A 23,123-nucleotide genomic window follows, 5' to 3' on the forward strand; every position below is an offset into this window, starting at 1 on the left:
TCAATGAGACCCTCTATGGCTGAAACACCTGCAAGCATTCTTTTGATTGATGATCACCCGCTGTTACGCCGGGGCATCAAACAGTTAATCGAGCTGGAACCCGACATGAACGTAGCCGGTGAAGCCAACAGCGGCGCTGAAGGCATTGAGCTGGCCTTGAAACTGGAGCCGGATCTGATCCTTATGGATCTGAACATGCCGGAAATGGATGGCATTGAGGCTCTGAGAAAACTGCGTGAACACAACATCAGTTCCCGCATCATCATGTTTACCGTATCGGATCAGGAAGACGACGTGGTGGCCGCTTTACGTGCCGGTGCCGACGGCTACTTGCTGAAAGACATGGAACCCGAAGATATGATCGCCCAACTGCACCAGGCAGCGGTAGGCAAACTGGTGATCAGTGATCGTCTGACCACCCTGCTTGCAGAAGCGTTGCGCTCCAACAAGCCCCAAAAGTCATCGCGGCCTGACTACGACAGCCTGACACCCCGCGAAAAAGACATCCTTAAGCTAATCGCTGAAGGCCTGTCGAACAAAATGATTGGCCGCAAATTGGACATCAGCGACGGCACCGTAAAAGTGCACGTGAAACACCTACTGAAGAAACTGAACCTGCGGTCTCGCGTGGAAGTTGCCGTGTGGGCTGTCGAAGAAGGTTTGCACCGGGGCTGAGCTATATCAAATCGCTCGGGCACGCGTTCGGATATCCTGCGCCGGTCAAATCTACCGTTGGAGTTCGACATGCGCCTGAGCCTGCCCCGATTCCCTACCCCTTCAAGTTTACCGCCACTCCCGGCGCGTGACTTGGTCGCGTTACTTCAGGAATATCTGCCGTCTCCCAGCCCCCTGCTCGGGGCCGTCGACAATGCTATTCCAGTGCCAATCAAACAACTGGTTGCTGAAGCGCCTCTGAACCGGCTGTTTGCTGACGCAATAAAAGAGGGAGAATTTGATGAGTTTGAAGGCCGACGAATTCGCCTTGAAATAAACGGAGGCCAACCTGGCATCACGCTTGGTTTCTGGGCAGGCCGGCTCCGTGTCATCGAAGGTAAAGGTGAAGCGACCATTCGAGGGTCGCTTGCAGCGTTTAAAACCTTGGCGGAGCGCAAACAGGATCCAGACCAACTGTTCTTCCAGCGCCGGTTGGTGATTGAGGGAGACACCGAGCTGGGCCTGGCGCTGAAAAACCTGCTCGACAGCCTGGAGTGGAACCTGCAGCTGCGGGAGTTTTTGTTCCGAACACGCTAAACACCGCTCATCGACTGCACTTCGGTCGGCGACAGTATGTCTGAACGGCTGAGTTGGCTGATCGACGTTTTGCCCATGAGTGACAGGGTAAGTTCCGTTTCCAGCCGGATATTGTGCAACAGGTTTTCGACTGCGTTCTGCCCGCCGGCTGCCAGCGCATACCCCCACGGCCGCCCCATCAAACAACCATCCGCACCCAGACACAACGCACGCACCAGATCCTGCCCGGTTTGAACACCACCATCGACCAACACCTGGCATTTGCCCTCAACCGCTTCGGCTATCGCCGGCAACACATTCAAACTGGCCGGCGCGCCTTCCAGTTGTCGACCTCCGTGATTGGAAACCACAATGGCATCGGCACCAACCCCAATGGCCGCGCGCGCATCGTCGCTTTCCATAATGCCTTTTATAACCAACTTACCGGGCCAGTTTTCGCGAATCCAATCCAGATCATGCCAAGTCACCGAAGGATCAAACTGGCTTTCTACCCACGCCTTGAAATCCTCCGGTTTGCGGCCGGATGGCACCACACTGGCGAGATTGCCAAAGGTCAGCGGTTTTCCGCCGATGGCAACATCGGCCAACCAACGGGGATGGCTCACTAAATCCAGAGCTTTACGGAGCTTTGCGGGCACCGACAGATTGCCATTCATGCCGTTCCGGACATCACGATAACGCAGCCCAAGGCGCGCCAGGTCTACCGTAAACACCAGTGATTTATAGCCGGATTGCCAGGCACGGGCCAGCAAATCTGCAGAGAAGCCCCGGTCTTTCAACACATAGAGCTGAAACCAGAGGTTGGCATTCGGGGCCTCCCGAGCCACCTCTTCCACTGAACAAATGCCCACGGTACTTAAACAAAAAGGGATACCTGCACTCGCACCTGCCTTGGCCGCCTGAGCCTCTCCGCGCTTGGCCAACATACCGGATAACCCCATCGGCGCCATGACCAAAGGCAAGCTGACTGGCGCGCCGACTAACTCCGTAGCGGTATCAACCTGAGCAACATCGGTCATTACCCGCTGGCGAAAACACCATTGGTTATAGGCCCGACGGTTGTCCGCCAAAGTCTGCTCAGAGAAGGCACCACCGTCGAGATAATCAAACAGCATGCGCGGTAGCTTTCGCCTGGCCAACAAACGATAGTCAGAAACAGATGCGGGAGCGAGCATGGCTGGCACTCTTATTATTGGGATTACAGCCCGTTGTTTTTAGTAGAGATGAAGCTTAAAGCTTATCTTCTTGCACAAAGGCTTTCAGGGCAACCGCATTATTGTGCTCGGTGTCTTTTGCAGCAAAGACTAAAGTGATGCGTTTCTGTTCCGCCAGCAGGTTTTTAAAGGTTTCAAGATCATCAGAGGCTTCGTCTGCCTTCAACTCTTTGAGGTAACGCTTTTGAAACTCGTCCCATTTGTCGGGGTCGTGATCGAACCATTTCCGCAGCTCGGTGGACGGCGACAGTCCTTTTAACCAATGGGCAATGTCCGCAGCCTCTTTCGAGACACCTCGCGGCCAGATACGGTCAACCAGAATTCGTGGGCCGTCTGAGCGAGCAGCCGCGTCGTAGGCTCTTTTTAGTCGAATATCCATAACAGGCTCCAAACTGAAGACACATCCCAGAGACTACTCCGTGCCCGGCGTTGTTTCAAAATTCGCCCCCGAACCGCACAAGCCCAACACTGGCCCAAGCTGACTATTATCAGCCTACCCGTTCTGATAGATTTCAAGCCTGACGAACGCATAACAAACTACCTCGCCACGATGCCCTCTTGGCCCCCATGCAAGGACTGAATTCAATGAGTCTGGCCGAAAAGCTTTGTCTCACCGCCGCTTTTATCTTTTTTATGACAGGGTTATTAACCGGTATCTGGAAATACTGGTGCATGGCCACCAGCCCGAAAGCTGCCGCGCCAAGATACGTAGACATCGCGCATCGCAGCTCGCTGATGTACAGCTTTGCCGCCCTGCTCTTGGGATGGTTCGCCAGTTATAGCGTGTATACAGATTGGGTGAATACCCTAGCGGCCGTAAGTGCCTTGGGCTTTTTCGGTTTAGCCATTGGCACCTACATCATTCACGGCATTTTAAGAGACACCAGCAACCAGCTGCGCAAGCCCCACAAACTGGGCCAATCAACCCTGCCGGGGTGGCTAGTTCACGGCTTCATGATTGCATTGGTTGTTGCCGAAGTGGGTGGGTCGTTCGTGCTGGGCTCCGGTGCTCTGCTCGGGGTCTGGCAATAAAGCCAGCCCCTGTAGCAAAGGCTGCGTCAGCGTCTGACCTGATCCATACCCGGGCGGCCATACCAATAGCCATCGCAAGGTGGCGCTTCCACCAGCTGCAACGGATCCGTGTCTGGCATCTCGCCTCGCCGAACCTGATCAAATCGTTTCACCACATCTTCCATACCTTGATACTCAGGGCTCAAGCGAACCGTTGATACGCCCATCCGCTCCATCTCGGGCAGTTCCCGCATCAAGTCGTAGCGTGATCCCGACAGGGTGGAAATGCCGTTCAAACGAAACAGCTCCTGACTCTCACGGGAACGCAGTTCCATGCCATCCGGATGCTCAAGGCACCGGAATTCACAGTTGTCTTTCGGCAAGTTGTAATGCCGTGCCGTAAAGCAGCGGGACGACCAGGCGAGTGGCAAGAATCCCCACGAAAAGACTTCCGCTGGTAAATCCAGCCCTTCCTGTTCCAGCTCACGAATCAGTGAGTTCAGTGTGTCCCGGCCTAATTCAACCGGTAGATTCCAACCTTGCAGGCCCTGATTGACCAGAATCTTCAACGTGGCCGTGTTGTAGATATTCATGGAAGGCCCGGTGACAAACGGTATGCGATTCCGAACCGCCACCTGCAAGGCGCTTTGGTCATTGGCTTCCACCATGAACTCGCCCTGCTCGCAAAATCGGCGTAGCCGTCTCAAGTCGGCTTCAGATTCAATCAACGTCAAGGTTGAGAGCACCACCTCTTTGCCGCAGGCTTTTAAATCTCTGGCAAGGTCAATCCAGTCATCCGGCTTCAGTTCTCGCCGTCGGGAGCAAACGACTTCTCCCAAATAAACAGTATCAACCGGCCATTCCGCCGCCTTGGCGTAAAAATCAAAGACACTTTGCTTGGACCAAAACCAAAGGATCGGGCCCAGAGATAGTTTCATCATAATCACAGCCCCTCATTTCCATTTTCGATGGTAAGCACCAATGGTGGTCAAGCCTCCTTCGGAAAGGCCAGACAAGGTATTGCGCCATGCGGGGTCCACCGTAAACATATCGGGGTGCGCATCCAGCTCATCCAAAGCCTGGCGCCAGGTACGAGCCACATCCGCAATGTAAGCCGGGCTGCGTTGCCGCCCTTCGATCTTGACCGCGCTGATGCCCAATGCCTTCAGGTCGGGCAACAAATCCATGGTATTGAGGCTGACGGGCTCTTCGATGGCATGATAGACACTGCCTTCAACGTCAAACCGTCCCTTACACAACGTTGGGTAGCCGGCTGACTCGCCCGGGCCGTAACGGTCAATCAACACATCGTTCAGTCGAGACTCCAGCCCTTCCGGGGTTTCTTGCCAACGCACCGCTTTGGCAGGCGAACAAGCACCACGTGTGTTGGGAGATTCATCGGTCAGATAGGACGACAGATAACAGCGCCCTTCTGCCATGATGCACAAACTGCCAAAGGCAAAAACTTCCAGCTCAACGGGGCTATGCTTAGCCACTGCCCGAACCTGATCCAGCGAGAGAACCCGAGGCAAAACCGCCCGGCGGATGTCAAAATTGTCTTTGTAAAAAGAAAGCGCTTCGTAACTGGTGGCGGAGCCCTGAACCGAAAGGTGCCGGGGTATATGCGGGTATTTATTCGCGGCGTAATCCAGCAACCCCATATCCGCCAGAATTATGGCATCCACCCCCAGACTGGCCGCGCGATCCACAGCCGATTTCCACTGCTCCCACCCATCGGGTTGGGGGTACGTGTTGATTGCACAAAAAACTCTGCTACCTTTCGAATGAGCGTATTCGATTCCTTCACCGGCACGCTTGTCGTTAAAGTTAAGGCCGGCGAATTGGCGAGCATTGGTACTGTCCCGGAAACCGAGATACACAGCATCTGCGCCATGATCCACTGCGGTTTTCAGAGCGGGCAGACTTCCGGCGGGGCAGACAAGTTCCATGGCTTTCTCCACTGAAAAACGTTTCCGCACAGTACCGGTGCCCTCGAAAAACCACCTTGACCGATATCAGCGAGCCTCAAAGCGAGCTTAAAGATACCTGTCGGAGGTCAATTAATACCAAAGATATCCAGTGAATCGGTGACCCGAATAGACTGAATCCGTACCATTAACCACATTTTAATCATGGTTATTTAATCAAGTATCACGAAACTCACGCTCGGCTCAGGGTATACGGATAGATGCTCCTCAGAAACTGTATTGAAAGGGCGATTCGGCGATTCGACAAACTTCCCTTGGCGACCCGTGCTTTCCTGACCTTTACACCGTTGTTTATCGCCGTGGCCTGGTTATCTCTGACCAATGGTCTGACGCTTTATCAAAGTGCCCAAAAGCTTGCCGCACTTGAGGACGATACCCAACACGCTGTTGATGCGGGCTTTTTGGTAAGTGCACTGCAAAACGAACGTGCCGCCAGCAGCGTCTATGTTGCAAGCGGGGGAAAACTCCACACCGAGAAGGTTATAGAAGCGCGCGCAATTACAGACCAGAAACTGATGACGCTAAAAGCAGCTCTGGCTGAGCCCGGCCATTCCTCAGCGGAATCGAATTTTAAAGAAAGCCTACAACGCCGGGCGAAAGCGCTGGCACGCTTGCCAAGTTTCCGGCAGCGCATCGATTCACTGAGCATTTCCAGCAGCGAGGTCCGTACCTACTTAACGCACCACGTTGACGCGCTGAACGAACTGATCAGCCACCTTTCAGAACAAACCAACTTGAACCACGTTGGTCGAAAACTGCGTGCTTACTTCCTTATCAACCGATTAAAAGAGCTTGTCGCGCAGGAGCGTGTGCTTATTTCTAGCGCTCTGATCAGTCAATCGCTCACCGAAAGCCAGCGTCAAGAGCTGATCTTTAACGCGGGGCGCCAGTTCAGTGCCCGCATTATGCTGGATACACAAACCGATTCACGCAAAGGCCTGCAGGCTCTTCCCATTGTTCCTGAAAGCGTGCAATTCCGCGACCAACTGATCAACGCACCAGACAAAACCGCTATTTTAAAAAGCACGTCATTGCAGGATTGGGTCAGTCATCAAAGCGAGCGTATCGCCAAACTCAGCAAAACCGAATCCGTACTCGCACAGGATATTCTTCAGGAAACATCGCGCATGCGCGCCAACGCCCAGCGGCACTTGTGGCGCTACATTATCTTGTCGCCGCTAATCCTGATGGGCAGCCTGGGCTTTGCGTATCTGGTGTTCCGGCACATTAAAACGCAGCTGCAACTCGCTGAAGCAATCTTTGATCACAGCCATGACCGAGTGACCATCGCGGATCGAAATGCCAACATCGTTGAAGTAAACAAAGCTTTTACCGACATTACCGGCTACACCCGGCGGGAGGTTCTGGGCAAAAACTCCCGGATTCTGCAGTCCGGGCGGCAAGACAAGGCCTTTTATAAGCGACTGTGGACACAACTAATCGGCACCGGCAGCTGGCAAGGCGAAATATGGAACCGTCGAAAAAATGGTGAGTTTTACGCAGAATGGACCACCATCAGTGCCGTTAAAAACCGAAAAGGCATCACCGATTATTACGTATCGGTGTCTTCAGATATCACTGAACGAGCCCGGCAACACGAGGCGCAACTGGAGTTCAGCGCATACCACGATCCCCTTACCAAGTTGCCCAACGAGGCACTGATCCGAGATCGACTTAGGCACGCACTGAATCTGTCCTCACACAGAGGAAAAGGAGTGGTTGTGGCGGCGCTGGATATTGACCATTTCAGACATATCAACGAACGCCATGGCCACCATGTGGGCGATCAGTTACTCGAGATCGTTGGTCAACGCTTGCTTGCCAATTTACGTGAGGTCGATTCCCTGGCCCGTACCGGCGGCGATGAATTCCTGCTGGTGTTGGAATCCGTTAGCAACATCACACTGGTCAGTCAGATTCTTGAGCGTGTCCAGAATGATCTTGCCAAACCCATCAACCTCGACGGTCAGTCGATTTCGGTGGGAAGCAGCATTGGCGCCACCTACTTTCCGGAAGACAGCTCTGACGGCGACACCCTCATCCGCCATGCCGTACAAGCTCTGCATGACGCTAAGCGCAACGGGCGCGGGCGCTTGATCTGGTTTGATTCCGAAAAAGACCGTAGCGAGAACGCGTTATCACAGCTGCTAAAACAGATAGAGAATGCACTGGATAACGATGAACTGGTTTTGCATTTCCAGCCCAAGGTCAATATGCAAACCGGTGACGTCCTTGGTTTCGAGGCCCTGCTCCGGTGGCAAGACCCCAACCGGGGGTTGGTGCCGCCCGGGGAGTTTCTTCCTCACATTGAAAACCATCCGATTTCCATCACCGTGGGCAATTGGGTCATTCAAACGGCTATTGCCCAGATCGAACGCTGGAAGTCTGAGGGTATACGCACCTCCGTTAGCGTAAACATCAATTCTTTGCAGTTGCTGGCTCCGAACTTCGTGCCGCTCCTGGAAGAGCAGATTCACAGCCATTCGGGGTTTGACCCCGCAGATCTCGAACTCGAGATTCTGGAAAGCGCCGCCATCAACGACATTCAGCTTGCCAGCAATGTGCTTGAACAGTGCCGGGCACTGGGCATTCGCGCCTCATTGGATGATTTCGGGACGGGCTATGCGTCGTTGAATTATTTGAAGCAGCTTCCGGCTGAAACCCTGAAAATCGACCAGTGCTTTGTCCGCGACATGCAGCGTGAGGCAGGTAGCAAAGCGATCGTACGAGGCATTATCGGGCTGGCGGATGCGTTTGGTTTTCAGGTCATTGCAGAAGGGGTAGAAACCGAGGAACAGGGTAAAGAGCTGGTCGCACTCGGTTGCCTTGCCGGACAAGGCTTCGGTATTGGCCGGCCCATGCCTGCTGCGCAGGTTCGCGAATGGCTGGCAGGCTGGCACAGCGCTCAAAGCTGGCTTGATAAATAGTGGGCGTAAAAAAAACAGCCCCGAAGGGCTGCTTTTCGCAAAGACTGCCTGATTGTTAATCAGATCAAATCTTCATCCGATTTGCGGCAGTGACGGGCATCCCGTGCTACTGCGCCACAGATAACCGCCAGCACGCCTAACGTCAGAGCCGGCCAAACCAGGATATACGCACCATAAACCAATTCGTTTGTCATTTTGCACCCTCCGGGATCATATCAACAGTTTCGTCGGTGCCTGCTTCGTCGTAGCAACCGACCCGTTTTTCGATCAAATCAAAGTCAAAACGCTCTTCTTTGCTGAGCAGTGTCATTGCTGTGCAAACCACAGCGCTGGCACCGTATGCGGTGAGCGACGCCACCAATACCATGTAGTCACGCAGGAAGCCGGTGGCAAAAATCAGCATCAGTACCAAGGTGATTGCACCGGCAATCAGCCCGGCTGAACGGCCGAAGAAACCGAACACCATCATGCCGATCACCACAGCGCCGCCTGCAGAAGCCAGAACTTCAAACAGCAGCACGGTCAGCCCTGTCATCTCTACCAACTCGAAGCGGGCAATGCAGAAGAAGGCCATTGCCACCACAACCGACCAGGTGAAGGCTGCGTTGGTGACTCGGTCCCAGAAGCAGCTGACGATGACCGGGAATACAATCGCACCCCACAAGGCACCGACAAACACCAGCATCACCAGAATATCCAACGAGAAGCTGGCGAAAATCAGGCCCGCAACCGTGGCCACGATCATGGTGATCCGACCAACCATCATCATGATTTTCGGATTGGGGTTATTCTTGGCGATATTCTTGCCGTACACATCGGCCATCATAATGGTGGACAGTGCCGACAGGTCGGAGTCCGCCGTCGAAGACAAAGAACCGATCACCAGCACAAAGAACAGGGCCACGAAGAACGGCGACAGATAGGTGGAAACCATCTGCGGAATCAGATTGTTCATTTCGCCATTTAATGGCTCAACACCCACCGACAGCGCCATCAAACCGATCATGCCCAGCCCGATTACAATGGCACCGTAGCCAATCGTTGCGGTTACAAACGTCGATTTGATGTTCTTCTCACGCACCGCAAACAGGCGCTGGGAAATGGTCTGGTTACCAATGGCATAAGCCAATACGGCCACGAAGAAAGGCGCGCCCTGATTCATGATCGCGTCTACCGAGAACAAGCTGGCCTGCTCGTCGGTCATGCGGCTTAGGCCTTCTACCATCACACTTGGGCCACCCGCGGAAAACAGCACGGCCGGAATAATCACGACAGCGATGGCCATCAATGCCACCAGCTGGGCAAAGTCGGTAAACACCGAGGCACGGAAACCAGAGGTCAAGGTATAAGACAACACGCCCACGCCTGCAACGATAACGCCCGTTTCAAAAGACAAAGGCGACAGCACAGACACCAGAGCACCCGCGGCCGTGAAGTTCACCATCAAACTGATAATGCTGCCCAGCACGTTGGAGCCGGCCAGAATCAGCTGACTGGAGGAACCGTGACGGGCATGAATAAGCTCGCCCAAGGTATGTCCGTTGGGGGCTAGTTCGCGGAAACGGCGACCGAACGGATAGATGAACAGAATCATCAGCGCGCCCCAGAAACCGTAGTGAATCGGCCCCGACACGCCGTAGGTGTAGCCAGATGTAGCCGCCGCGTAGAACGACGCAGCCCAGATCCAGGTCGCGGTCATACTGGCCGCCCCCATTCCGAAACCGACCTGGTGCCCTGCCACCATAAAGCCGGACGTATCTTCCTTGTCTTTGCGGATCAGCAAAGTCAGCAAGTAGGTACCGCCATAGAAGGCAGCAAGCAGTAACAGCACGGTTACTGTAGAAAACTGGGTAAATCCGTTCTCGTTCAAGACTCAACCTCTTTTCGAAGAAACAAAAAACCGCTGTCTGCCCGAACGATTCATTTCGGTCGCCAAGAATCGAGCAGGGAGCTGTCGTTTCCGCTCAAGCGGGGGTGTCGCGTAGGGCAACAGGAAGCGGGCCAAGGTGCCCGGCAGCTAAACGTAGCTAAGGAATACTAAGGCGAGGCAAAAGCTCTGAAAATTCTTTAGATGTCATGGTATTTTCAATCCTTTTAACCAGAAGCAAAACAAACTGACGATCGTTCCGGAATCCAGAGGTTGCTCTGTTTCTCGAAACGAACGCCTTCTATGTATTGAGTTTCAGGTTAATCACATAGAAGCCCAGACGTGAGGCCGAAAAACCATACGCATTTTACGGCACATTGTCTAGTCTGTAGAGGGCAGAACATTAGTGTGCAACACAAGTACTAACTCATATTCTTTTCCAGACTGCTCAATGGCCCAATGCAAACAGGGCCACCCGAAGGCAGCCCTGTTTATTGATTAACATCAGGTTTGTTGTGTTCAGATGATCCGGGAAAATCGCTGGCTGGCGCCCTCTTTTCGGTACAGATCGAAAATCTGACAAATTGCTCGAATTAACAATCTTCCAGCGGGCTGTACCTGCAACACAGAACCGGCATCGGCAATCAGTTCGTCTTGAATCATCGGCTTCAAGCGCGCCATTTCATCCGCAAAGTAGCGGTCAAGGTCTTCATTCCATTGGTCGGCAAACTGCTTGCGATCCAGGCGGAACTGGCAAATCAACTGGCCGATAACCCAGCGACGAATACGGTCATCCCGGCTCAGCCCCACGCCGCGTACGATGGCCAACTGCCCGGCATCAATCGAGGCTTCCCAGGACGGCAGATCATGATTGTTCTGGAAATACGCATCGTCGGTTTGACCAATGGCCGACACGCCTAGCGACACCAGGTCGCAATCGGCGTGAGTAGTATAGCCCTGAAAATTCCGATGCAAACGCCCCTCGCGCTGGGCAACCGCCAAGCTGTCATCGGGTTTGGCAAAGTGGTCCATGCCGATGTATTCGTAACCCGCTTCGAGCAACCGGTTGATGGTATTGTGAAGAATGGTCAGCTTTTGCTGAGGGGTCGGCAGGGTGTCGGCCAGTATCCGGGTTTGCGGATAGAAGCGATCCGGCAGGTGTGCGTAGCTGAATACCGACAGCCTGTCTGGCGACATTTCAATCACCGATTCCAACGTCTCTGCGAAGCTTTCGGGAGTCTGGTGTGGCAACCCGTAAATCAGATCCAGATTGATGGAACGGAAACCAAGACGGCGCGCTTCGTTCAACACACCTTCTGTCATTTCCCGGGGCTGAATGCGATTGACCGCCTTCTGCACCTTCGGGTTTACGTCCTGCACGCCCAGGCTAATGCGGTTGAACCCAAGCTCCCATAAGGTAGGCAGGGTATCTTGATCCACTTCACGAGGATCAATTTCAACGCTGTAATCCCGATCGTCCCCGGATTGCAGATTGAACAGTTGCCCATAGCCTTCCATCAGATGCTGCATCACATCTTTCGGCAGGAACGTAGGCGTACCACCGCCCCAATGCAACTGCTGCACCGGCCGATCGGCACCAAAGAGCTTTGACTGGATCGCCGCTTCTTTCAGAACCCGCTCGACGTAAGGCATGGCTTTGTCGCGCTTTTTCGTAATTACCTTGTTACAGGCGCAGTAGTAACAGAGGTGTGCGCAGAACGGTAGGTGGGTATAAAGCGAAATCGGCCCACCCGCTGCTTTGCTGCGACCGGCGGCCTTCACCATGTCTTCGATAGAATATTCCTGAGTAAACTCCACCGCCGTCGGATAGGAGGTGTATCGTGGGCCACTGAGGTCGTAACGACGAATCAGTGCCTCGTCCCATATAAAGGCGGGCAGATTACTCTCTGCAGAAATCGATGAAGCCATAGTGGTAACTCTAACGTCAGGTAAAGCGGTCAACCGGAAGGCGGAGATTATGCCTTGGCGGCCCGTTGTATCGTTTGATACGGATCAGTAAAGCTTATCACTGGGCGCTTTAAACCAAACTTGTGCTCATGGCGTAGTTCATCTACCCCTTAAGGATAAACTTTGCCGGAGAACCCTATGGCCAACCTCATTTTGATTCTTGGTGATCAGCTCAGCACAACCCTGTCTGCCCTTGAAGGCGCTGACCAGGAAAACGACCTGATTGTGATGGCCGAGGTTCATGAAGAAGCCAGCTACACCAATCATCACAAGAAAAAGCTGGTGCTCGTGTTCAGTGCCATGAGGCACTTCGCCCAGGAGTTAGAAAAGCACGGTTGGCGGGTTCAGTATCAACCCTACCACCCGAATAACCCGGCGCAGTCTCTGCAACAAGTCATCGCCACTGCGGTGCAACAGCACCAACCGAAGCGCCTGATTACCACCGAATGCGGTGAATGGCGTTTACATCGCCAAATCAGCCAGTGGCACAAAACGCTGGGCATTCCCGTCGAAATTCGTCCGGACACCCGGTTTATCTGCAGCCACAAAGAGTTTGCCGAATGGGCGGACGGCAAAAAACAATTGCGCATGGAATTCTTTTATCGGGAGATGCGCAAGAAAACGGGCCTTTTAATGACTCCAGACGGGCAACCGGAGGGCGGCCACTGGAATTACGATGCAGACAACCGCAAGAAGTGGACCGGCAAGCCTCCCGCCCCCGGCCCGTTTCGGGTCGAACCCGACGACATCACCCAAGCCGTCATCAAACAAGTGGATGAGCATTTTTCAGAACATTTTGGCACAACCGACGATTTCCATTTCGCGGTCACCGCCGAACAAGCCCAGCAAGCACTGGAACATTTCATCGATTTCGCCCTGCCGTGCTTCGGAGACTATCAAGACGCGATGTCTGACACGGAAGACTGGCTGTTTCACGCCATTCTATCGCCCTACTTGAACGCAGGCTTACTCGACCCGATGGACGCCTGCAAAGCCGCTGTCCGTTCTTGGCATTCAGGCCAGGCCCCGTTAAACGCAGTCGAAGGTTTTGTCCGACAAATCCTTGGCTGGAGAGAGTTTGTGCGTGGCATCTACTGGTTGTTAATGCCCGGCTATGCTCAGGAGAACCGCTTGGGCAATACCCGAAAACTGCCTTGGTTCTACTGGACCGGCGACACCAAAATGCGGTGCATGCACAAGGCAATCGACGCCACTTACCGGAACGCCTATGCCCATCACATTCAGCGCTTAATGGTCACCGGCAACTTCGCGCTTCTGGCCGGGGTCAAACCCGAGGAAATCTGTGACTGGTATCTTGCGGTGTATGCAGACGCCTACGATTGGGTGGAGCTGCCCAATGTGCTCGGCATGGTCATGCACGCTGATGGTGGCTATTTGGGTTCCAAACCCTACGCTGCAAGCGGCAAATACATACATCGTATGTCGGACCATTGCGCCAACTGCCACTACAAAGTTAACAAGGCAACGGAAGATGATGCCTGCCCCTTCAACGCGCTTTATTGGCACTTCATCGATCGCCACCGGGACGATTTCGCCAACAATCATCGCATGGGCATGATGTATCGGAACTGGGACAAGCAGAAACCGGAACGGCGCGAGGCGCTGATAAAGCGGGCAAACTGGTTGCTCGAACACATTGAGGAGCTGTAGCGAGGGTTTACCTAACCCATAAAGTGGGTAACAGTGAGCCCCTTAAGCTAAATGAGGTAGAGCATGAAAATCGGCGCACTTTCCCAACAAGCCAACGTGCCCGTCGAAACCATTCGTTATTACGAAAAGATCGGCCTGATGCCAGCCCCGGAGCGCAGGGAAAACGGATACCGAAGTTACGCCAAAGCACACCTGGAACGCCTGTTGTTTATCCGGCGGTGTCGCAATCTGGATATGGCGCAAGACGAAATTCGCGAATTGCTTCGGCTGGCCGAAAAGCCCACCGCCGACTGTTCGGAAGTGGATGCGCTGCTCGCCCGCCATCTTTCCCATGTTCGGGCTCGCCTTCAGGAGCTAGCCAGCCTTGAACAAACTTTGGTAAGCCTTCAGCGTGCCTGCGCATCTCCCGGGGCCATCAGCGATTGCGGCATTCTTGACGGCCTGAATACCGAGTTGGAAAAACTCTCTGATACGGAGCCCCACAATCATGTACCCGGCACTCATGGAGCCAGTAACGGTGGCTAGGCAGATCATCGTTCAAAGGGCTTGACCCTGTAGCAACTACAGGGTTTTTAATGGTGACATTGATTCATTGGAGGTCACTATGGCTTGTTCCTGCTCTACCCCTACACCCAAAACACCCGCACCCGGCTTCCGTCGCGCTTTGTGGTTTGCGCTATGGGTGAACCTTGCCATGTTTCTGGTGGAAGGCGTTGCCAGCCTTTCGTCCGGTTCGGTATCGCTGATGGCCGACGCCATCGACTTCTTCGGCGATAGCGCCAACTACATTCTTTCGCTTACGGTTCTTTCAATGGGCATGCTGTGGCGTGGCCGTGCGGCCATGGTCAAAGGCATTACCATGGCCCTGTTTGGCGCAGTCGTCTGGGCCCGGGCACTGTGGGTGCTGGAGGCAGGCACCACACCGGAACCTTTCACCATGGGTAGCGTCGGTTTCCTCGCACTGGTGGCCAACGTTTGCGTGGCGGTTGTGTTGTTCAAGTTTCGGGAAGGCGATTCCGATATGCGCTCGGTGTGGCTATGCAGTCGCAACGATGCCATCAGCAACATCGCCGTTATGGGCGCGGCACTGGGTGTGTTCGGCACAGGTACCGCATGGCCGGACCTCGCCGTGGCTGCAATCATGGGTTCGCTGGCCATTACTGCCGGGATCAGTGTGGTGCGCCATGCCCGAAAAGATATTGCCGCTGCCCGCGCTGAGAACGTGGCCCACGAGGTGACGACATCGCCATCACACAGCCATTAAAGCACCAGTGAAACCATCACCGGAATAAAGCCAAGCGCAAACAATGTACTGAGAAGTGTGGTACCGGCCGCCTGCTGGGGTGATGCGTCCAGCAGCGTGGCAATCACCACGGTATTAGCTGCAATCGGTGTGATGGAAATCAGGAAAATGGCTTGGTGTACTGCTTGGTCGTAGATCCCCAGAACATTCGCGTCGAGCCACCAGAAACCTAAAGCCAGCACCGGCCAGGAAACAAACTTTCCGAAAAACGCCAACCCGGTAAACACCGGGTTTCCGGCCAGCCCCCTGAAGCTCAGAATGCTCATCCCGATGATCATCATGCCCAATATGCTGTAGGCACCGCGCAAGTTATCAAAGAGCGGAACGAACGGATCAGGAATGCCGACTTGCGAAAGGTTCAGTAAAACAGCCAGCACAAAGGCATAGACCGAAGGTAGCTTTGCCACCCGAACCAGCGCATCCCGAACGCTGTATTTCCCCCGAGCAGCCAGATAAAACCCGACGGAGTTTTCAAACAAGGTCGTACCCAGCATGCAAACGATATAAATCGCCAGCCCCTGCTCCCCGAACAGCAACAACGCAACCGGGATACCGAAATAACCGGTGTTGCCTGTTCCCACCGTCAAAGGTATGACCACTTCACTGCCATCGCTCAAAAGTTTGCGAGCGAACACCATGTGCAGCAAGGCGATCAGGGTGCAAAAACCCATCACCAGAAATGGCAGCAGAATCACCTCGGCAGACAGGGGGGCTGCCATCACGCCAGAGAACACCACAGAGGGTGTCACGATGTACAACATCATGCCTGCAATGTGCTTTCCGCTGACCTCCAGATAGCGCCCTGCCACCCAGCCAAGGGCAACCGTTACGTAGAGAGGTAGAAGTTTTATGAACAGGGCCAGCGCAGCTGCCATGGTGCCTCCAAGGCAATTACCAACGAATACTACAAGCGGGGCAGTCTACCACCTACCTATGTGGAGGTAACTCCCCGGCGCAATAGAGAAACGGCTGACCATCTTTGATAATGATCAACAGCATCACAAATACATCTTTATATCCTAGTGCCGCAGTCAGTTATTTCTAACAACCAAGGAGAGAAACCCATGGCCGAGCGCTTTACCAAAAGCATGGCCAGGAACATATATCTGGGAGGAAGTGCGTTCTTCGTCCTGTTGTTCTTGGCCCTGACTTTTGACACACAGCTTCGGGCTATGCCCGAGCGGGATAACCGCGACCAGATCACCGAGCAAGTCGTACACGGCAAACACATTTGGGAGACCAATAACTGCGTGGGCTGTCATTCGTTGATGGGTGAAGGTGCATATTTTGCCCCCGAACTTGCGAACGTGTTTGACCGTCGCGGCGCTAGCGATACCGAAGTTTTCAAGTCTTACATGCGCGCGTGGATGAACGCGATGCCGACGAACATCCCTGGCCGCCGCCAAATGCCGAACTTCAATCTAAGCGATGAAGACATCGATGCTCTGGCTGCGTTCCTGGAATGGACGTCCAAGATCGACGACAACAACTGGCCGCCAAACATCGAAGGCTAAGGAAGCAGACATGAAATACGAATCTCAACGGGTAGCAATGCCCTACTTCATTTTTGCCCTGGTTCTGTTTGCCGGTCAGATCCTGTTCGGCCTGATTCTCGGGCTCCAATACGTTGTTGGCGACTTCCTGTTTCCGGAAATCCCGTTCAACGTCGCGCGCATGGTGCACACCAACCTGCTGATTGTCTGGCTGCTATTCGGTTTTATGGGCGCAACCTACTACATGGTCCCGGAAGAAGCTCAAACTGAACTGCACAGCCCGCTGCTGGCCTGGATTCTGTTCTGGGTATTTGCCGCGGCCGGTACGCTGACCATTCTGGGCTATCTGTTTGTGGACTACGCCACTCTGGCGGACGTAACACTCAACAAACTGTTGCCCACCATGGGTCGGGAATTCCTTGAACAGCCCACTATAACCAAGATCGGTATAGCGGTTGTGGTCGTGGCGTTCCTCTACAACATTGCCATGACAGCGCTGAAGGGCCGTAAAACCGTCGTCAACATCGTGCTGATCACCGGTTTGGTCGGTTTGGCAGTACTGTGGTTATTCTCTTTCTACAACCCGAGCAACCTCACCACAGACAAGTACTTCTGGTGGTTTGTTGTTCACCTGTGGGTTGAAGGCGTGTGGGAGCTGATCATGGGTGCCATTCTGGCCTACGTTCTGATCAAGCTCACCGGTGTAGACCGTGAGGTCATCGAAAAGTGGTTGTACCTGATCATCGCCATGGCACTGATCTCCGGCATCATCGGTACCGGTCACCATTTCTTCTACATTGGGCCGCCCGAGTACTGGCTGTGGCTGGGTTCTGTGTTCTCGGCAATCGAGCCTTTACCGTTCTTCATGATGGTGGTGTTCGCTTTCAACATGATCAACCGTCGGCGCCGGAACCACCCGAACAAAGCCGCCACTCTGTGGGCCATGGGTACAACGGTTATGGCGTTCCTCGGTGCTGGTGTCTGGGGCTTCCTGCACACTCTCGCTCCGGTGAACTACTACACTCACGGTAGCCAGATCACGGCAGCTCACGGCCACATGGCGTTCTACGGCGCCTATGTCATGATCGTGCTGACCATCATTTCCTACGCGGTGCCCATTATGCGTGGCCGTCCTTACGGCAACAGCAACACTGCACAAATTGTTGAAATGTGGGGCTTCTGGTTGATGACCATCTCCATGGTATTCATCACTTTGTTCCTGACCGGCGCTGGCGTACTGCAGGTTTGGCTGCAACGCATACCGGAAAGCGGCAGTGCTATGTCGTTCATGGCAGGCCAGGATCAGATTGCCATTTTCTACTGGATGCGTCTGGTGGCTGGCTGCTTCTTCATGGCTGGTTTGGTGGTGTACTTCGGCAGCTTCTTCATCAAGGGTCAGGCTGGCCCCGCTGAAGAAGTCCGTGGCCCCGCCAACGCTGAGTCCTGATAAAGCAAACCGCCGGGGCCTTCGGGCCCCGGCACTCACATCAACTTTGGACCAACTCCGTGCATGCGCAAACCGTCAATCCTAAAGACACGCTCCAGCAGAAGCGCCTGATCACCCGCGGTGCCTTTTTCCTGCTGTTTTTGCTCGCGCCTGTACTCAACATCTTCCGCTACGACCTGACCGAAACCCACTTTGTTCTTTTTGGTTTCCCGCTTTCGTTTAATCTGCACCTCGACTGGGTGGCGCAAAGCTCGCCAGCCGAAGTCGCCGGGCAGATTTTGTTCTGGTTCATCCTGCCCATTCTTGTGTTAGTGCCCCTCGCGCTCTGGATCGCGTTCAAATGGGGCCGTTTATACTGCGGCTGGCTGTGCCCACACTTTTCGGTGGTTGAGACCATCAACGGCCTAATGACTCGCATCACCGGCCGCCCTACTCTTTGGGAAGCCCTAAACAAAGGCAGCACGGGCAAAGCCATTCACTGGGCCGGCCTGACGCTGGTATGTGCGCTTATCGGTTTTTCATGGGCCTTGGCGTTGCTGTCTTACCTGTTGCCTCCGCTTCCGCTGTATACCGATCTGGTAACCGGCCAAATCGGTTTGTATCCGGCTATTTTTCTCGGCGTTGCCAGCGCAGCGTTCACGTTTGATTTCCTGTTTGCACGCCATTTGTTCTGCAAATACGGCTGCGCCGTCGGGCTGGTACAGAGCATTGCCTGGATGGCCAATGGCAAGGGCAAGGTCGTCACCTTCGACACCAAACGCGCGGCGGCTTGCCGTGACTGCACCAAGGCCTGCGACGAAGCCTGCCCTATGCGGCTGCCTACCCGCAGCCATAAGCGCGCCAAGTTTTCCTGCACGCAATGCCTGCAATGTGTAAGTGCTTGTCGCGAAGTACAAAAAGACAATCCGGAAGGCTCTCTACTGACCTGGGAGCCCGGAATACCGGGCAAGCAAACGGTCTTAATCCCGGTGCGTGAAATTGATACCAAGCCGCGTCAACCGCGAGCCTGAGTTAAGGAGTCGATATGGAAGAGTGGGTCGGATTAAAGTGGCACGATTATGTGACCCGCCAGGCCATGGGCGAATTCCCGGAATACGCCGTGCACCTGAAAGACGAGGCTCGCACCTTGGGCGTGCTGTTCCGCGCCATGGGCGGTGACCCGGCGCTGAGTCTGGTAACGGCAGAGCCCCGTCATTTTCAGATTCGCCGTAAGTTCCTGCAAAAGCTTGCGGGCACGCACCGTAAATTCGAGTTGGCCTGGCGGGATGACGAAAGCTTGCGCTTACCGGACCAGCTGGCGCTGTTCCCCTCGAAAAAACTGAACAGAGAACTTTATCTTTGGCTGGCCGCTTTGGCTTCGTTAGGCGAGGTCAGCAACTACAGTTGGCTGAAAGGCAATCAGGCGATGGTTCTGGAGTTACTTGCCCGTTGGCCCGGCCTTGAGCCAATGTACCAACGGCTGGTAAAGCACGCCTTGCAATGGCGCCCCACTCCGGAGAGTCTTTCTGGCAAAGAAGCCAAGCGTGAAGCCGCTATTCGCCAAGCCCTGATTCATCCGGGCAGCGTGGATGACCTGCCCGAGGCCCTCACCGACCCGTGGCCCGTGGTGCTTTGGCTTTACCCCGTGTTAGGGCGAGGCAAAGTGACCGGGCAAATTCTGGGCGACGATAACACACAATCCAAATCCGGCGGTTTGGCCAAAAAGCGCAAGCGCCGCCGGGCCGAACGGGTTGATGCCTTCGACAAAGACCAAGGCATCATGCTGTTCCGGCTGGAAAACCTGTTTACCTGGTCCGAGTTTATTCCCGTTGACCGAGCCGGCGATGACAGCGATGAAGATGATGCTGATGCGGTGGCGGAAGATATGGACATGATCTCTGTGTCGAAAGATCGCCGCGAAGCTTCTTCCGCTATTAAATTCGACCTAGATTTACCGTCCGAAGAAAACGATGACCTGTATCTAGGCCCGGGCATTCACCTGCCGGAGTGGGATTGGCGCCGCCAGGCATTTCGTGAAAAGTTCTGCTGCCTGCAGCCCATGCTGAGTAAAGAAGCTGTGCCTTCACCGCTGCCTGAACACTTAAAGCGCTCCGCTCAAACATTGCGCCGGCAATTCAGTTCTCTCAAGCCGTTACGTCAATGGGAGCGCCGGCAGCTAGACGGTGAAGAACTGGATTTAGACGCCTGCCTGGATCGCACGGTGCAATTCCGGCGCGGGATTGGCGAGGTGGACCAAAAGCTGTTCCGACAATGCAAGCACAACCAGCGGGATTTGGCGTGCTTGGTGTTAACCGATGTTTCTTTGTCCACCGACACTTACATCAACAACAACCTGCGGGTTATCGATGTGGCTCGCGATGGTTTGCAATTGCTAAGCGAGGCGTTGACCGCCAGCCGCGACCCGTTTGCTATCTTTGCGTTCTCTTCACGCCGCCGGGATCACGTGCGCTTTCATCACATCAAGTCGTTTGACGAGCCGTACAACGACACAACACGGGGAAGAATTCAGGCGTTGGAACCGGGCTACTACACCCGCATGGGCGCCGCAATTCGCCAGTCCATCAAGCTACTTCAGGGCCGACCCGAGCACCAGAGAATTCTTCTGCTGCTAACCGATGGCAAGCCGAACGATTTGGATTTATACGAAGGCCGATACGGTGTTGAGGACACACGTATGGCGGTTCAAGAGGCCCAGAAAGCGGGAATTACGCCCTTCTGCGTGACCATCGACGAAGAGGCCAATGAGTACCTGCCGTATGTGTTCGGCAGCTCTAACTTCGTGGTGATCAAAGACCCCACACAACTGCCCGCTCAGTTACCCAAGCTTTATCTGAATCTGACTCGATAACGGAGTGTTTAGCGATGTCTGACGGTGTGGCCGTTCGTAATCGGCATTTACCAGGCGATATTGCCGTCTGGTTCTTTATTTTTGCGGAACTGGCGGTGTTCGGCATTATGTTCATCGGCTTCGGCGTTGCCCGAAGCATGGACCCGGCCACTTTTTCGGCAGGTCGGGAGGCGCTTCACCCATGGACGGGCTTGGTGAATACCATTGGTCTGATCACGGCCAGTTATTTCGTTGCTTTGGCGGTGCATCGTTTCCGTGATCACCGGGCAGGTACGGCGGGGCTGTTGTGGTGGGCGGTGGCGGCTTCGTCTATTTACACGTTCGGTAAGGTTTGGGAATACGCGCAGCTGTATTCCAACGGCTACAACCTGGGAACCGATGCGTTCTTTATGTTCTATTTTTTCCTGACGTTTTTTCACTTTATGCATGTGGTGTTGGGCCAGATTATTTTGGTGGTGTTGGCGGTTAAGGTGAAAAAAGGTGAGTACACCGGCGATGACATGAATGGTATGGAATCCGGTGCTTCGTATTGGCATATGGTTGATTTGGTGTGGCTGGTGTTGTTTCCGGTGCTTTACGTTCTGGCTTAAGGAGTCTGGCTGATGCTGGCGGTTTATATCATTCTGATGTTGTGCACCATGGGGCCGGTTGTTGCTATGCAGGCGGGCGTGGATCCGGGGATTTTGGTTTGGATGGTGTTTGGTTTGGTGTTGGTGAAGGCGGTGCTGCTGGTGGATCACTTTATGGAGATGAAGCATTCTCCTTGGGGGTGGAGGCTGGCTTCCCAGGGGTGGGCTGTTGTTGTGGTGGCGGTTTTGGCTGGGATTCATTTGGCGAGTTGATTTTTTGGAGTTAGGCGGGAGTGGAGTAGTCGATCCAAAAACCGCTCCTTCGGCACGTCCATGTGACGCTTCTGCTCCGCCATCCATGGCTGCGCACATTTTTGGATCGACTACTCCACTCCCGCCCTCTGACCTTCAAGTTCGGTTCTGCAAAATCACAAAAGCCGCCGAGGAAAATACGGCGGCTTATTCCCAATAGCCTGCGCCAAGGCAATCATGCCCCACAGCACGAACGATGTGTGCAAAACGATGGCCCACACGATGGCGAAGGTCCAGAAGTTACCGGTGTTGCCGAACATCATCCAGGATATGCCCACACCTGAACCGATCAATATCGCGCCGAGGATGGACATATAAACGGCTGCTTTGCTGTGGGCTTGCCGTAACGGGCTGGCGTCTGCTGATTTCAGCATGATGGTCAGCAGAACCACAAAGCCGATGATCGGCAGGGCCAGTAAGTTCAGTAAGTACCACGCGACCGGAGCAATGGCTCCGGGGGATTCACTCTTCCGACTGCCCGAATAAGGCATACACCACCTCCATGAGTGCATTTACAGTAACCGCGTCATCCGACAACGGTTCGATCATCGCAGCTCGACAGGCTTCCACAGGGGACATTCCTGAGTGCATCAGGTATGCCGTGTGGATCAGTAGCCGTGTTGAAGCCGCTTCTTCCAAATCGTGATCTTTGAGTTTCCGTAGAGAAGTCGCCAAATCCACCAGTTGCTTGGCCAAGGCACTGTCACATCCGGATTCTTTCTGCACAATCACTTGTTCTACTTCCGGCTCCGGGTAGTCGAAGCTCATAGACACAAAACGCTGCCGGGTGCTTGGTTTCATGCCTTTCAGAAGGCTCTGGTAACCCGGGTTGTATGACACTACCAACATAAAGCCGGGTGCGGCTTGCAGGAGTTCGCCGGTGCGTTCGATTGGGAGTTCTCTTCGGTCATCCGCCAGCGGGTGCAATACCACGGTGGTGTCTTTTCTCGCCTCCACCACTTCATCAAGGTAGCAGATGGCGCCTTCTCTGACCGCTCGGGTCAGTGGGCCATCTTGCCAATAGGTGCCTTCGGGGCCGATCAGGTGGCGGCCAACGAGGTCAGATGCGGTGAGGTCGTCGTGGCAGGCGACGGTATAAACCGGGCGCCCCAGCTGCTCGGCCATGTAGCGCACGAAACGGGTTTTACCGCATCCTGTCGGGCCTTTGATAAGCACGGGCAAGCTGTTTTCAGCGGCAGCACGGAACAGCTCTACTTCGTTTCCTGCTGGTTGGTAAAACGTCATGGGTATGGT

The 23,123-nt window shown here is 54.4% G+C and carries 23 protein-coding genes; 13 read left to right on the forward strand and 10 right to left on the reverse strand.

Annotation, left to right across the window (positions count from 1 at the left end; translation table 11 throughout):
• Nucleotides 1-15: 15 nt before the first annotated feature.
• Both narL and ubiT read left to right on the forward strand, forming a co-directional pair.
• On the forward strand, nucleotides 16-675 hold the full coding sequence (narL, locus tag DOQ08_RS08125; RefSeq protein WP_114334404.1) for a two-component system response regulator NarL: 660 nt from the start codon (nucleotides 16-18) through the stop codon (nucleotides 673-675).
• Nucleotides 676-744: 69 nt separating this feature from the next.
• Entirely contained in the window at nucleotides 745-1,251 is a 507-nt protein-coding gene (ubiT, locus tag DOQ08_RS08130; RefSeq protein WP_114334405.1) for a ubiquinone anaerobic biosynthesis accessory factor UbiT, read from the forward strand.
• Here ubiT and DOQ08_RS08135 read toward each other — a convergent pair.
• Both DOQ08_RS08135 and DOQ08_RS08140 read right to left on the reverse strand, forming a co-directional pair.
• Nucleotides 1,248-2,426, reverse strand: coding sequence for an L-lactate dehydrogenase (locus tag DOQ08_RS08135; RefSeq protein WP_114334406.1), 1,179 nt, complete (start codon nucleotides 2,424-2,426; stop codon nucleotides 1,248-1,250). The genes ubiT and DOQ08_RS08135 overlap by 4 nt on opposite strands.
• 55 nt (nucleotides 2,427-2,481) lie before the next feature.
• The gene (locus DOQ08_RS08140) at nucleotides 2,482-2,844 is read right to left on the reverse strand and encodes a DUF488 domain-containing protein (RefSeq protein WP_114334407.1); all 363 of its coding nucleotides are present in this window, start codon (nucleotides 2,842-2,844) and stop codon (nucleotides 2,482-2,484) included.
• Nucleotides 2,845-3,050: 206 nt separating this feature from the next.
• Between DOQ08_RS08140 and DOQ08_RS08145 the strand changes: the two genes are divergently transcribed.
• Nucleotides 3,051-3,497 (forward strand): hypothetical protein, encoded by a 447-nt coding sequence (locus DOQ08_RS08145; protein ID WP_114334408.1) that lies wholly within the window; start codon nucleotides 3,051-3,053, stop codon nucleotides 3,495-3,497.
• 26 nt (nucleotides 3,498-3,523) lie between these two features.
• Here the strand turns inward: DOQ08_RS08145 and DOQ08_RS08150 are convergent, their stop codons facing one another.
• Both DOQ08_RS08150 and ubiU read right to left on the reverse strand, forming a co-directional pair.
• Complete coding sequence (locus DOQ08_RS08150) at nucleotides 3,524-4,417, reverse strand: U32 family peptidase (protein ID WP_114334409.1); 894 nt, start codon at nucleotides 4,415-4,417, stop codon at nucleotides 3,524-3,526.
• A gap of 12 nt (nucleotides 4,418-4,429) precedes the next feature.
• Entirely contained in the window at nucleotides 4,430-5,425 is a 996-nt protein-coding gene (ubiU, locus tag DOQ08_RS08155) for a ubiquinone anaerobic biosynthesis protein UbiU (RefSeq protein WP_114334410.1), read from the reverse strand.
• A 239-nt stretch (nucleotides 5,426-5,664) separates the two neighbouring features.
• Between ubiU and DOQ08_RS08160 the strand changes: the two genes are divergently transcribed.
• Entirely contained in the window at nucleotides 5,665-8,391 is a 2,727-nt protein-coding gene (locus DOQ08_RS08160; protein ID WP_114334411.1) for an EAL domain-containing protein, read from the forward strand.
• Nucleotides 8,392-8,450: 59 nt separating this feature from the next.
• Here the strand turns inward: DOQ08_RS08160 and DOQ08_RS16060 are convergent, their stop codons facing one another.
• The 3 genes from DOQ08_RS16060 to hemN form a co-directional block, all read right to left on the reverse strand.
• The gene (locus DOQ08_RS16060; RefSeq protein ID WP_227537550.1) at nucleotides 8,451-8,585 is read right to left on the reverse strand and encodes a putative transporter small subunit; all 135 of its coding nucleotides are present in this window, start codon (nucleotides 8,583-8,585) and stop codon (nucleotides 8,451-8,453) included.
• The gene (locus DOQ08_RS08165) at nucleotides 8,582-10,261 is read right to left on the reverse strand and encodes a sodium:solute symporter family protein (RefSeq protein ID WP_114334412.1); all 1,680 of its coding nucleotides are present in this window, start codon (nucleotides 10,259-10,261) and stop codon (nucleotides 8,582-8,584) included. Before DOQ08_RS08165 ends, DOQ08_RS16060 begins: the two co-directional genes overlap by 4 nt.
• A 516-nt stretch (nucleotides 10,262-10,777) precedes the next feature.
• On the reverse strand, nucleotides 10,778-12,187 hold the full coding sequence (gene hemN, locus DOQ08_RS08170; RefSeq protein WP_114334413.1) for an oxygen-independent coproporphyrinogen III oxidase: 1,410 nt from the start codon (nucleotides 12,185-12,187) through the stop codon (nucleotides 10,778-10,780).
• Nucleotides 12,188-12,364: 177 nt separating this feature from the next.
• Here hemN and DOQ08_RS08175 point away from each other — a divergent pair, with 177 nt between their 5' ends.
• The 3 genes from DOQ08_RS08175 (at nucleotide 12,365) to DOQ08_RS08185 (ending at nucleotide 15,161) form a co-directional block, all read left to right on the forward strand.
• Nucleotides 12,365-13,897: a cryptochrome/photolyase family protein gene (locus DOQ08_RS08175; protein ID WP_114334414.1), complete on the forward strand. Its 1,533-nt coding sequence runs from the start codon at nucleotides 12,365-12,367 to the stop codon at nucleotides 13,895-13,897.
• Between the two features lie 63 nt (nucleotides 13,898-13,960).
• Nucleotides 13,961-14,422, forward strand: a complete 462-nt coding sequence (gene cadR / locus DOQ08_RS08180; RefSeq protein ID WP_114334415.1) for a Cd(II)/Pb(II)-responsive transcriptional regulator — start codon at nucleotides 13,961-13,963, stop codon at nucleotides 14,420-14,422.
• A 79-nt stretch (nucleotides 14,423-14,501) separates the two neighbouring features.
• Nucleotides 14,502-15,161, forward strand: a complete 660-nt coding sequence (locus tag DOQ08_RS08185) for a cation diffusion facilitator family transporter (protein ID WP_114334416.1) — start codon at nucleotides 14,502-14,504, stop codon at nucleotides 15,159-15,161.
• Here the strand turns inward: DOQ08_RS08185 and DOQ08_RS08190 are convergent.
• Complete coding sequence (locus tag DOQ08_RS08190) at nucleotides 15,158-16,075, reverse strand: AEC family transporter (RefSeq protein WP_114334417.1); 918 nt, start codon at nucleotides 16,073-16,075, stop codon at nucleotides 15,158-15,160. The two genes, DOQ08_RS08185 and DOQ08_RS08190, sit on opposite strands and share 4 nt — an antisense overlap.
• A gap of 189 nt (nucleotides 16,076-16,264) precedes the next feature.
• Between DOQ08_RS08190 and DOQ08_RS08195 the strand changes: the two genes are divergently transcribed.
• From DOQ08_RS08195 to DOQ08_RS08220, 6 genes are read left to right on the forward strand one after another with little or no spacing between them, the layout of a single operon-like run.
• Nucleotides 16,265-16,714, forward strand: coding sequence for a c-type cytochrome (locus DOQ08_RS08195; RefSeq protein ID WP_114334418.1), 450 nt, complete (start codon nucleotides 16,265-16,267; stop codon nucleotides 16,712-16,714).
• Nucleotides 16,715-16,724: 10 nt separating this feature from the next.
• Nucleotides 16,725-18,140, forward strand: coding sequence for a cbb3-type cytochrome c oxidase subunit I (locus DOQ08_RS08200; protein ID WP_114334419.1), 1,416 nt, complete (start codon nucleotides 16,725-16,727; stop codon nucleotides 18,138-18,140).
• A 59-nt stretch (nucleotides 18,141-18,199) separates the two neighbouring features.
• Nucleotides 18,200-19,150, forward strand: coding sequence for a 4Fe-4S binding protein (locus DOQ08_RS08205; protein ID WP_114334420.1), 951 nt, complete (start codon nucleotides 18,200-18,202; stop codon nucleotides 19,148-19,150).
• A gap of 14 nt (nucleotides 19,151-19,164) precedes the next feature.
• A complete protein-coding gene (locus DOQ08_RS08210; RefSeq protein WP_114334421.1) occupies nucleotides 19,165-20,988 on the forward strand; it encodes a nitric oxide reductase activation protein NorD in 1,824 nt (607 codons plus the stop codon).
• A gap of 14 nt (nucleotides 20,989-21,002) precedes the next feature.
• Nucleotides 21,003-21,578, forward strand: coding sequence for a cytochrome c oxidase subunit 3 (locus DOQ08_RS08215; RefSeq protein WP_114334422.1), 576 nt, complete (start codon nucleotides 21,003-21,005; stop codon nucleotides 21,576-21,578).
• 12 nt (nucleotides 21,579-21,590) lie between these two features.
• On the forward strand, nucleotides 21,591-21,830 hold the full coding sequence (locus tag DOQ08_RS08220) for a cytochrome C oxidase subunit IV family protein (protein ID WP_114334423.1): 240 nt from the start codon (nucleotides 21,591-21,593) through the stop codon (nucleotides 21,828-21,830).
• A gap of 155 nt (nucleotides 21,831-21,985) precedes the next feature.
• On the opposite strand, the gene DOQ08_RS08225 is transcribed toward DOQ08_RS08220, so the two are convergent.
• Nucleotides 21,986-22,360 carry a hypothetical protein gene (locus tag DOQ08_RS08225; RefSeq protein ID WP_114334424.1) on the reverse strand — a complete coding sequence of 125 codons (375 nt, stop codon included), beginning with the start codon at nucleotides 22,358-22,360 and terminating at the stop codon, nucleotides 21,986-21,988.
• Nucleotides 22,332-23,114 (reverse strand): CbbQ/NirQ/NorQ/GpvN family protein, encoded by a 783-nt coding sequence (locus DOQ08_RS08230; protein ID WP_114334425.1) that lies wholly within the window; start codon nucleotides 23,112-23,114, stop codon nucleotides 22,332-22,334. The genes DOQ08_RS08225 and DOQ08_RS08230 overlap by 29 nt, the downstream gene beginning before the upstream one ends.
• Between the last annotated feature and the right edge of the window lie 9 nt (nucleotides 23,115-23,123).

Origin of the sequence: Marinobacter litoralis (assembly GCF_003336705.1) — a bacterium.
GTDB classification, from domain to species: Bacteria; Pseudomonadota; Gammaproteobacteria; order Pseudomonadales; family Oleiphilaceae; genus Marinobacter; species Marinobacter litoralis.

What these genes read in the sequence shown, in the direction of transcription:
- narL (WP_114334404.1), top strand. Translation starts at nt 16, where the DNA reads ATGGCTGAAACACCTGCAAGCATTCTTTTGATTGATGATCACCCGCTG.
- ubiT (WP_114334405.1), top strand. Translation starts at nt 745, where the DNA reads ATGCGCCTGAGCCTGCCCCGATTCCCTACCCCTTCAAGTTTACCGCCA.
- DOQ08_RS08135 (WP_114334406.1), bottom strand. Translation starts at nt 2,426, where the DNA reads ATGCTCGCTCCCGCATCTGTTTCTGACTATCGTTTGTTGGCCAGGCGA.
- DOQ08_RS08140 (WP_114334407.1), bottom strand. Translation starts at nt 2,844, where the DNA reads ATGGATATTCGACTAAAAAGAGCCTACGACGCGGCTGCTCGCTCAGAC.
- DOQ08_RS08145 (WP_114334408.1), top strand. Translation starts at nt 3,051, where the DNA reads ATGAGTCTGGCCGAAAAGCTTTGTCTCACCGCCGCTTTTATCTTTTTT.
- DOQ08_RS08150 (WP_114334409.1), bottom strand. Translation starts at nt 4,417, where the DNA reads ATGATGAAACTATCTCTGGGCCCGATCCTTTGGTTTTGGTCCAAGCAA.
- ubiU (WP_114334410.1), bottom strand. Translation starts at nt 5,425, where the DNA reads ATGGAACTTGTCTGCCCCGCCGGAAGTCTGCCCGCTCTGAAAACCGCA.
- DOQ08_RS08160 (WP_114334411.1), top strand. Translation starts at nt 5,665, where the DNA reads ATGCTCCTCAGAAACTGTATTGAAAGGGCGATTCGGCGATTCGACAAA.
- DOQ08_RS16060 (WP_227537550.1), bottom strand. Translation starts at nt 8,585, where the DNA reads ATGACAAACGAATTGGTTTATGGTGCGTATATCCTGGTTTGGCCGGCT.
- hemN (WP_114334413.1), bottom strand. Translation starts at nt 12,187, where the DNA reads ATGGCTTCATCGATTTCTGCAGAGAGTAATCTGCCCGCCTTTATATGG.
- DOQ08_RS08175 (WP_114334414.1), top strand. Translation starts at nt 12,365, where the DNA reads ATGGCCAACCTCATTTTGATTCTTGGTGATCAGCTCAGCACAACCCTG.
- cadR (WP_114334415.1), top strand. Translation starts at nt 13,961, where the DNA reads ATGAAAATCGGCGCACTTTCCCAACAAGCCAACGTGCCCGTCGAAACC.
- DOQ08_RS08185 (WP_114334416.1), top strand. Translation starts at nt 14,502, where the DNA reads ATGGCTTGTTCCTGCTCTACCCCTACACCCAAAACACCCGCACCCGGC.
- DOQ08_RS08190 (WP_114334417.1), bottom strand. Translation starts at nt 16,075, where the DNA reads ATGGCAGCTGCGCTGGCCCTGTTCATAAAACTTCTACCTCTCTACGTA.
- DOQ08_RS08195 (WP_114334418.1), top strand. Translation starts at nt 16,265, where the DNA reads ATGGCCGAGCGCTTTACCAAAAGCATGGCCAGGAACATATATCTGGGA.
- DOQ08_RS08200 (WP_114334419.1), top strand. Translation starts at nt 16,725, where the DNA reads ATGAAATACGAATCTCAACGGGTAGCAATGCCCTACTTCATTTTTGCC.
- DOQ08_RS08210 (WP_114334421.1), top strand. Translation starts at nt 19,165, where the DNA reads ATGGAAGAGTGGGTCGGATTAAAGTGGCACGATTATGTGACCCGCCAG.
- DOQ08_RS08215 (WP_114334422.1), top strand. Translation starts at nt 21,003, where the DNA reads ATGTCTGACGGTGTGGCCGTTCGTAATCGGCATTTACCAGGCGATATT.
- DOQ08_RS08220 (WP_114334423.1), top strand. Translation starts at nt 21,591, where the DNA reads ATGCTGGCGGTTTATATCATTCTGATGTTGTGCACCATGGGGCCGGTT.
- DOQ08_RS08225 (WP_114334424.1), bottom strand. Translation starts at nt 22,360, where the DNA reads ATGCCTTATTCGGGCAGTCGGAAGAGTGAATCCCCCGGAGCCATTGCT.
- DOQ08_RS08230 (WP_114334425.1), bottom strand. Translation starts at nt 23,114, where the DNA reads ATGACGTTTTACCAACCAGCAGGAAACGAAGTAGAGCTGTTCCGTGCT.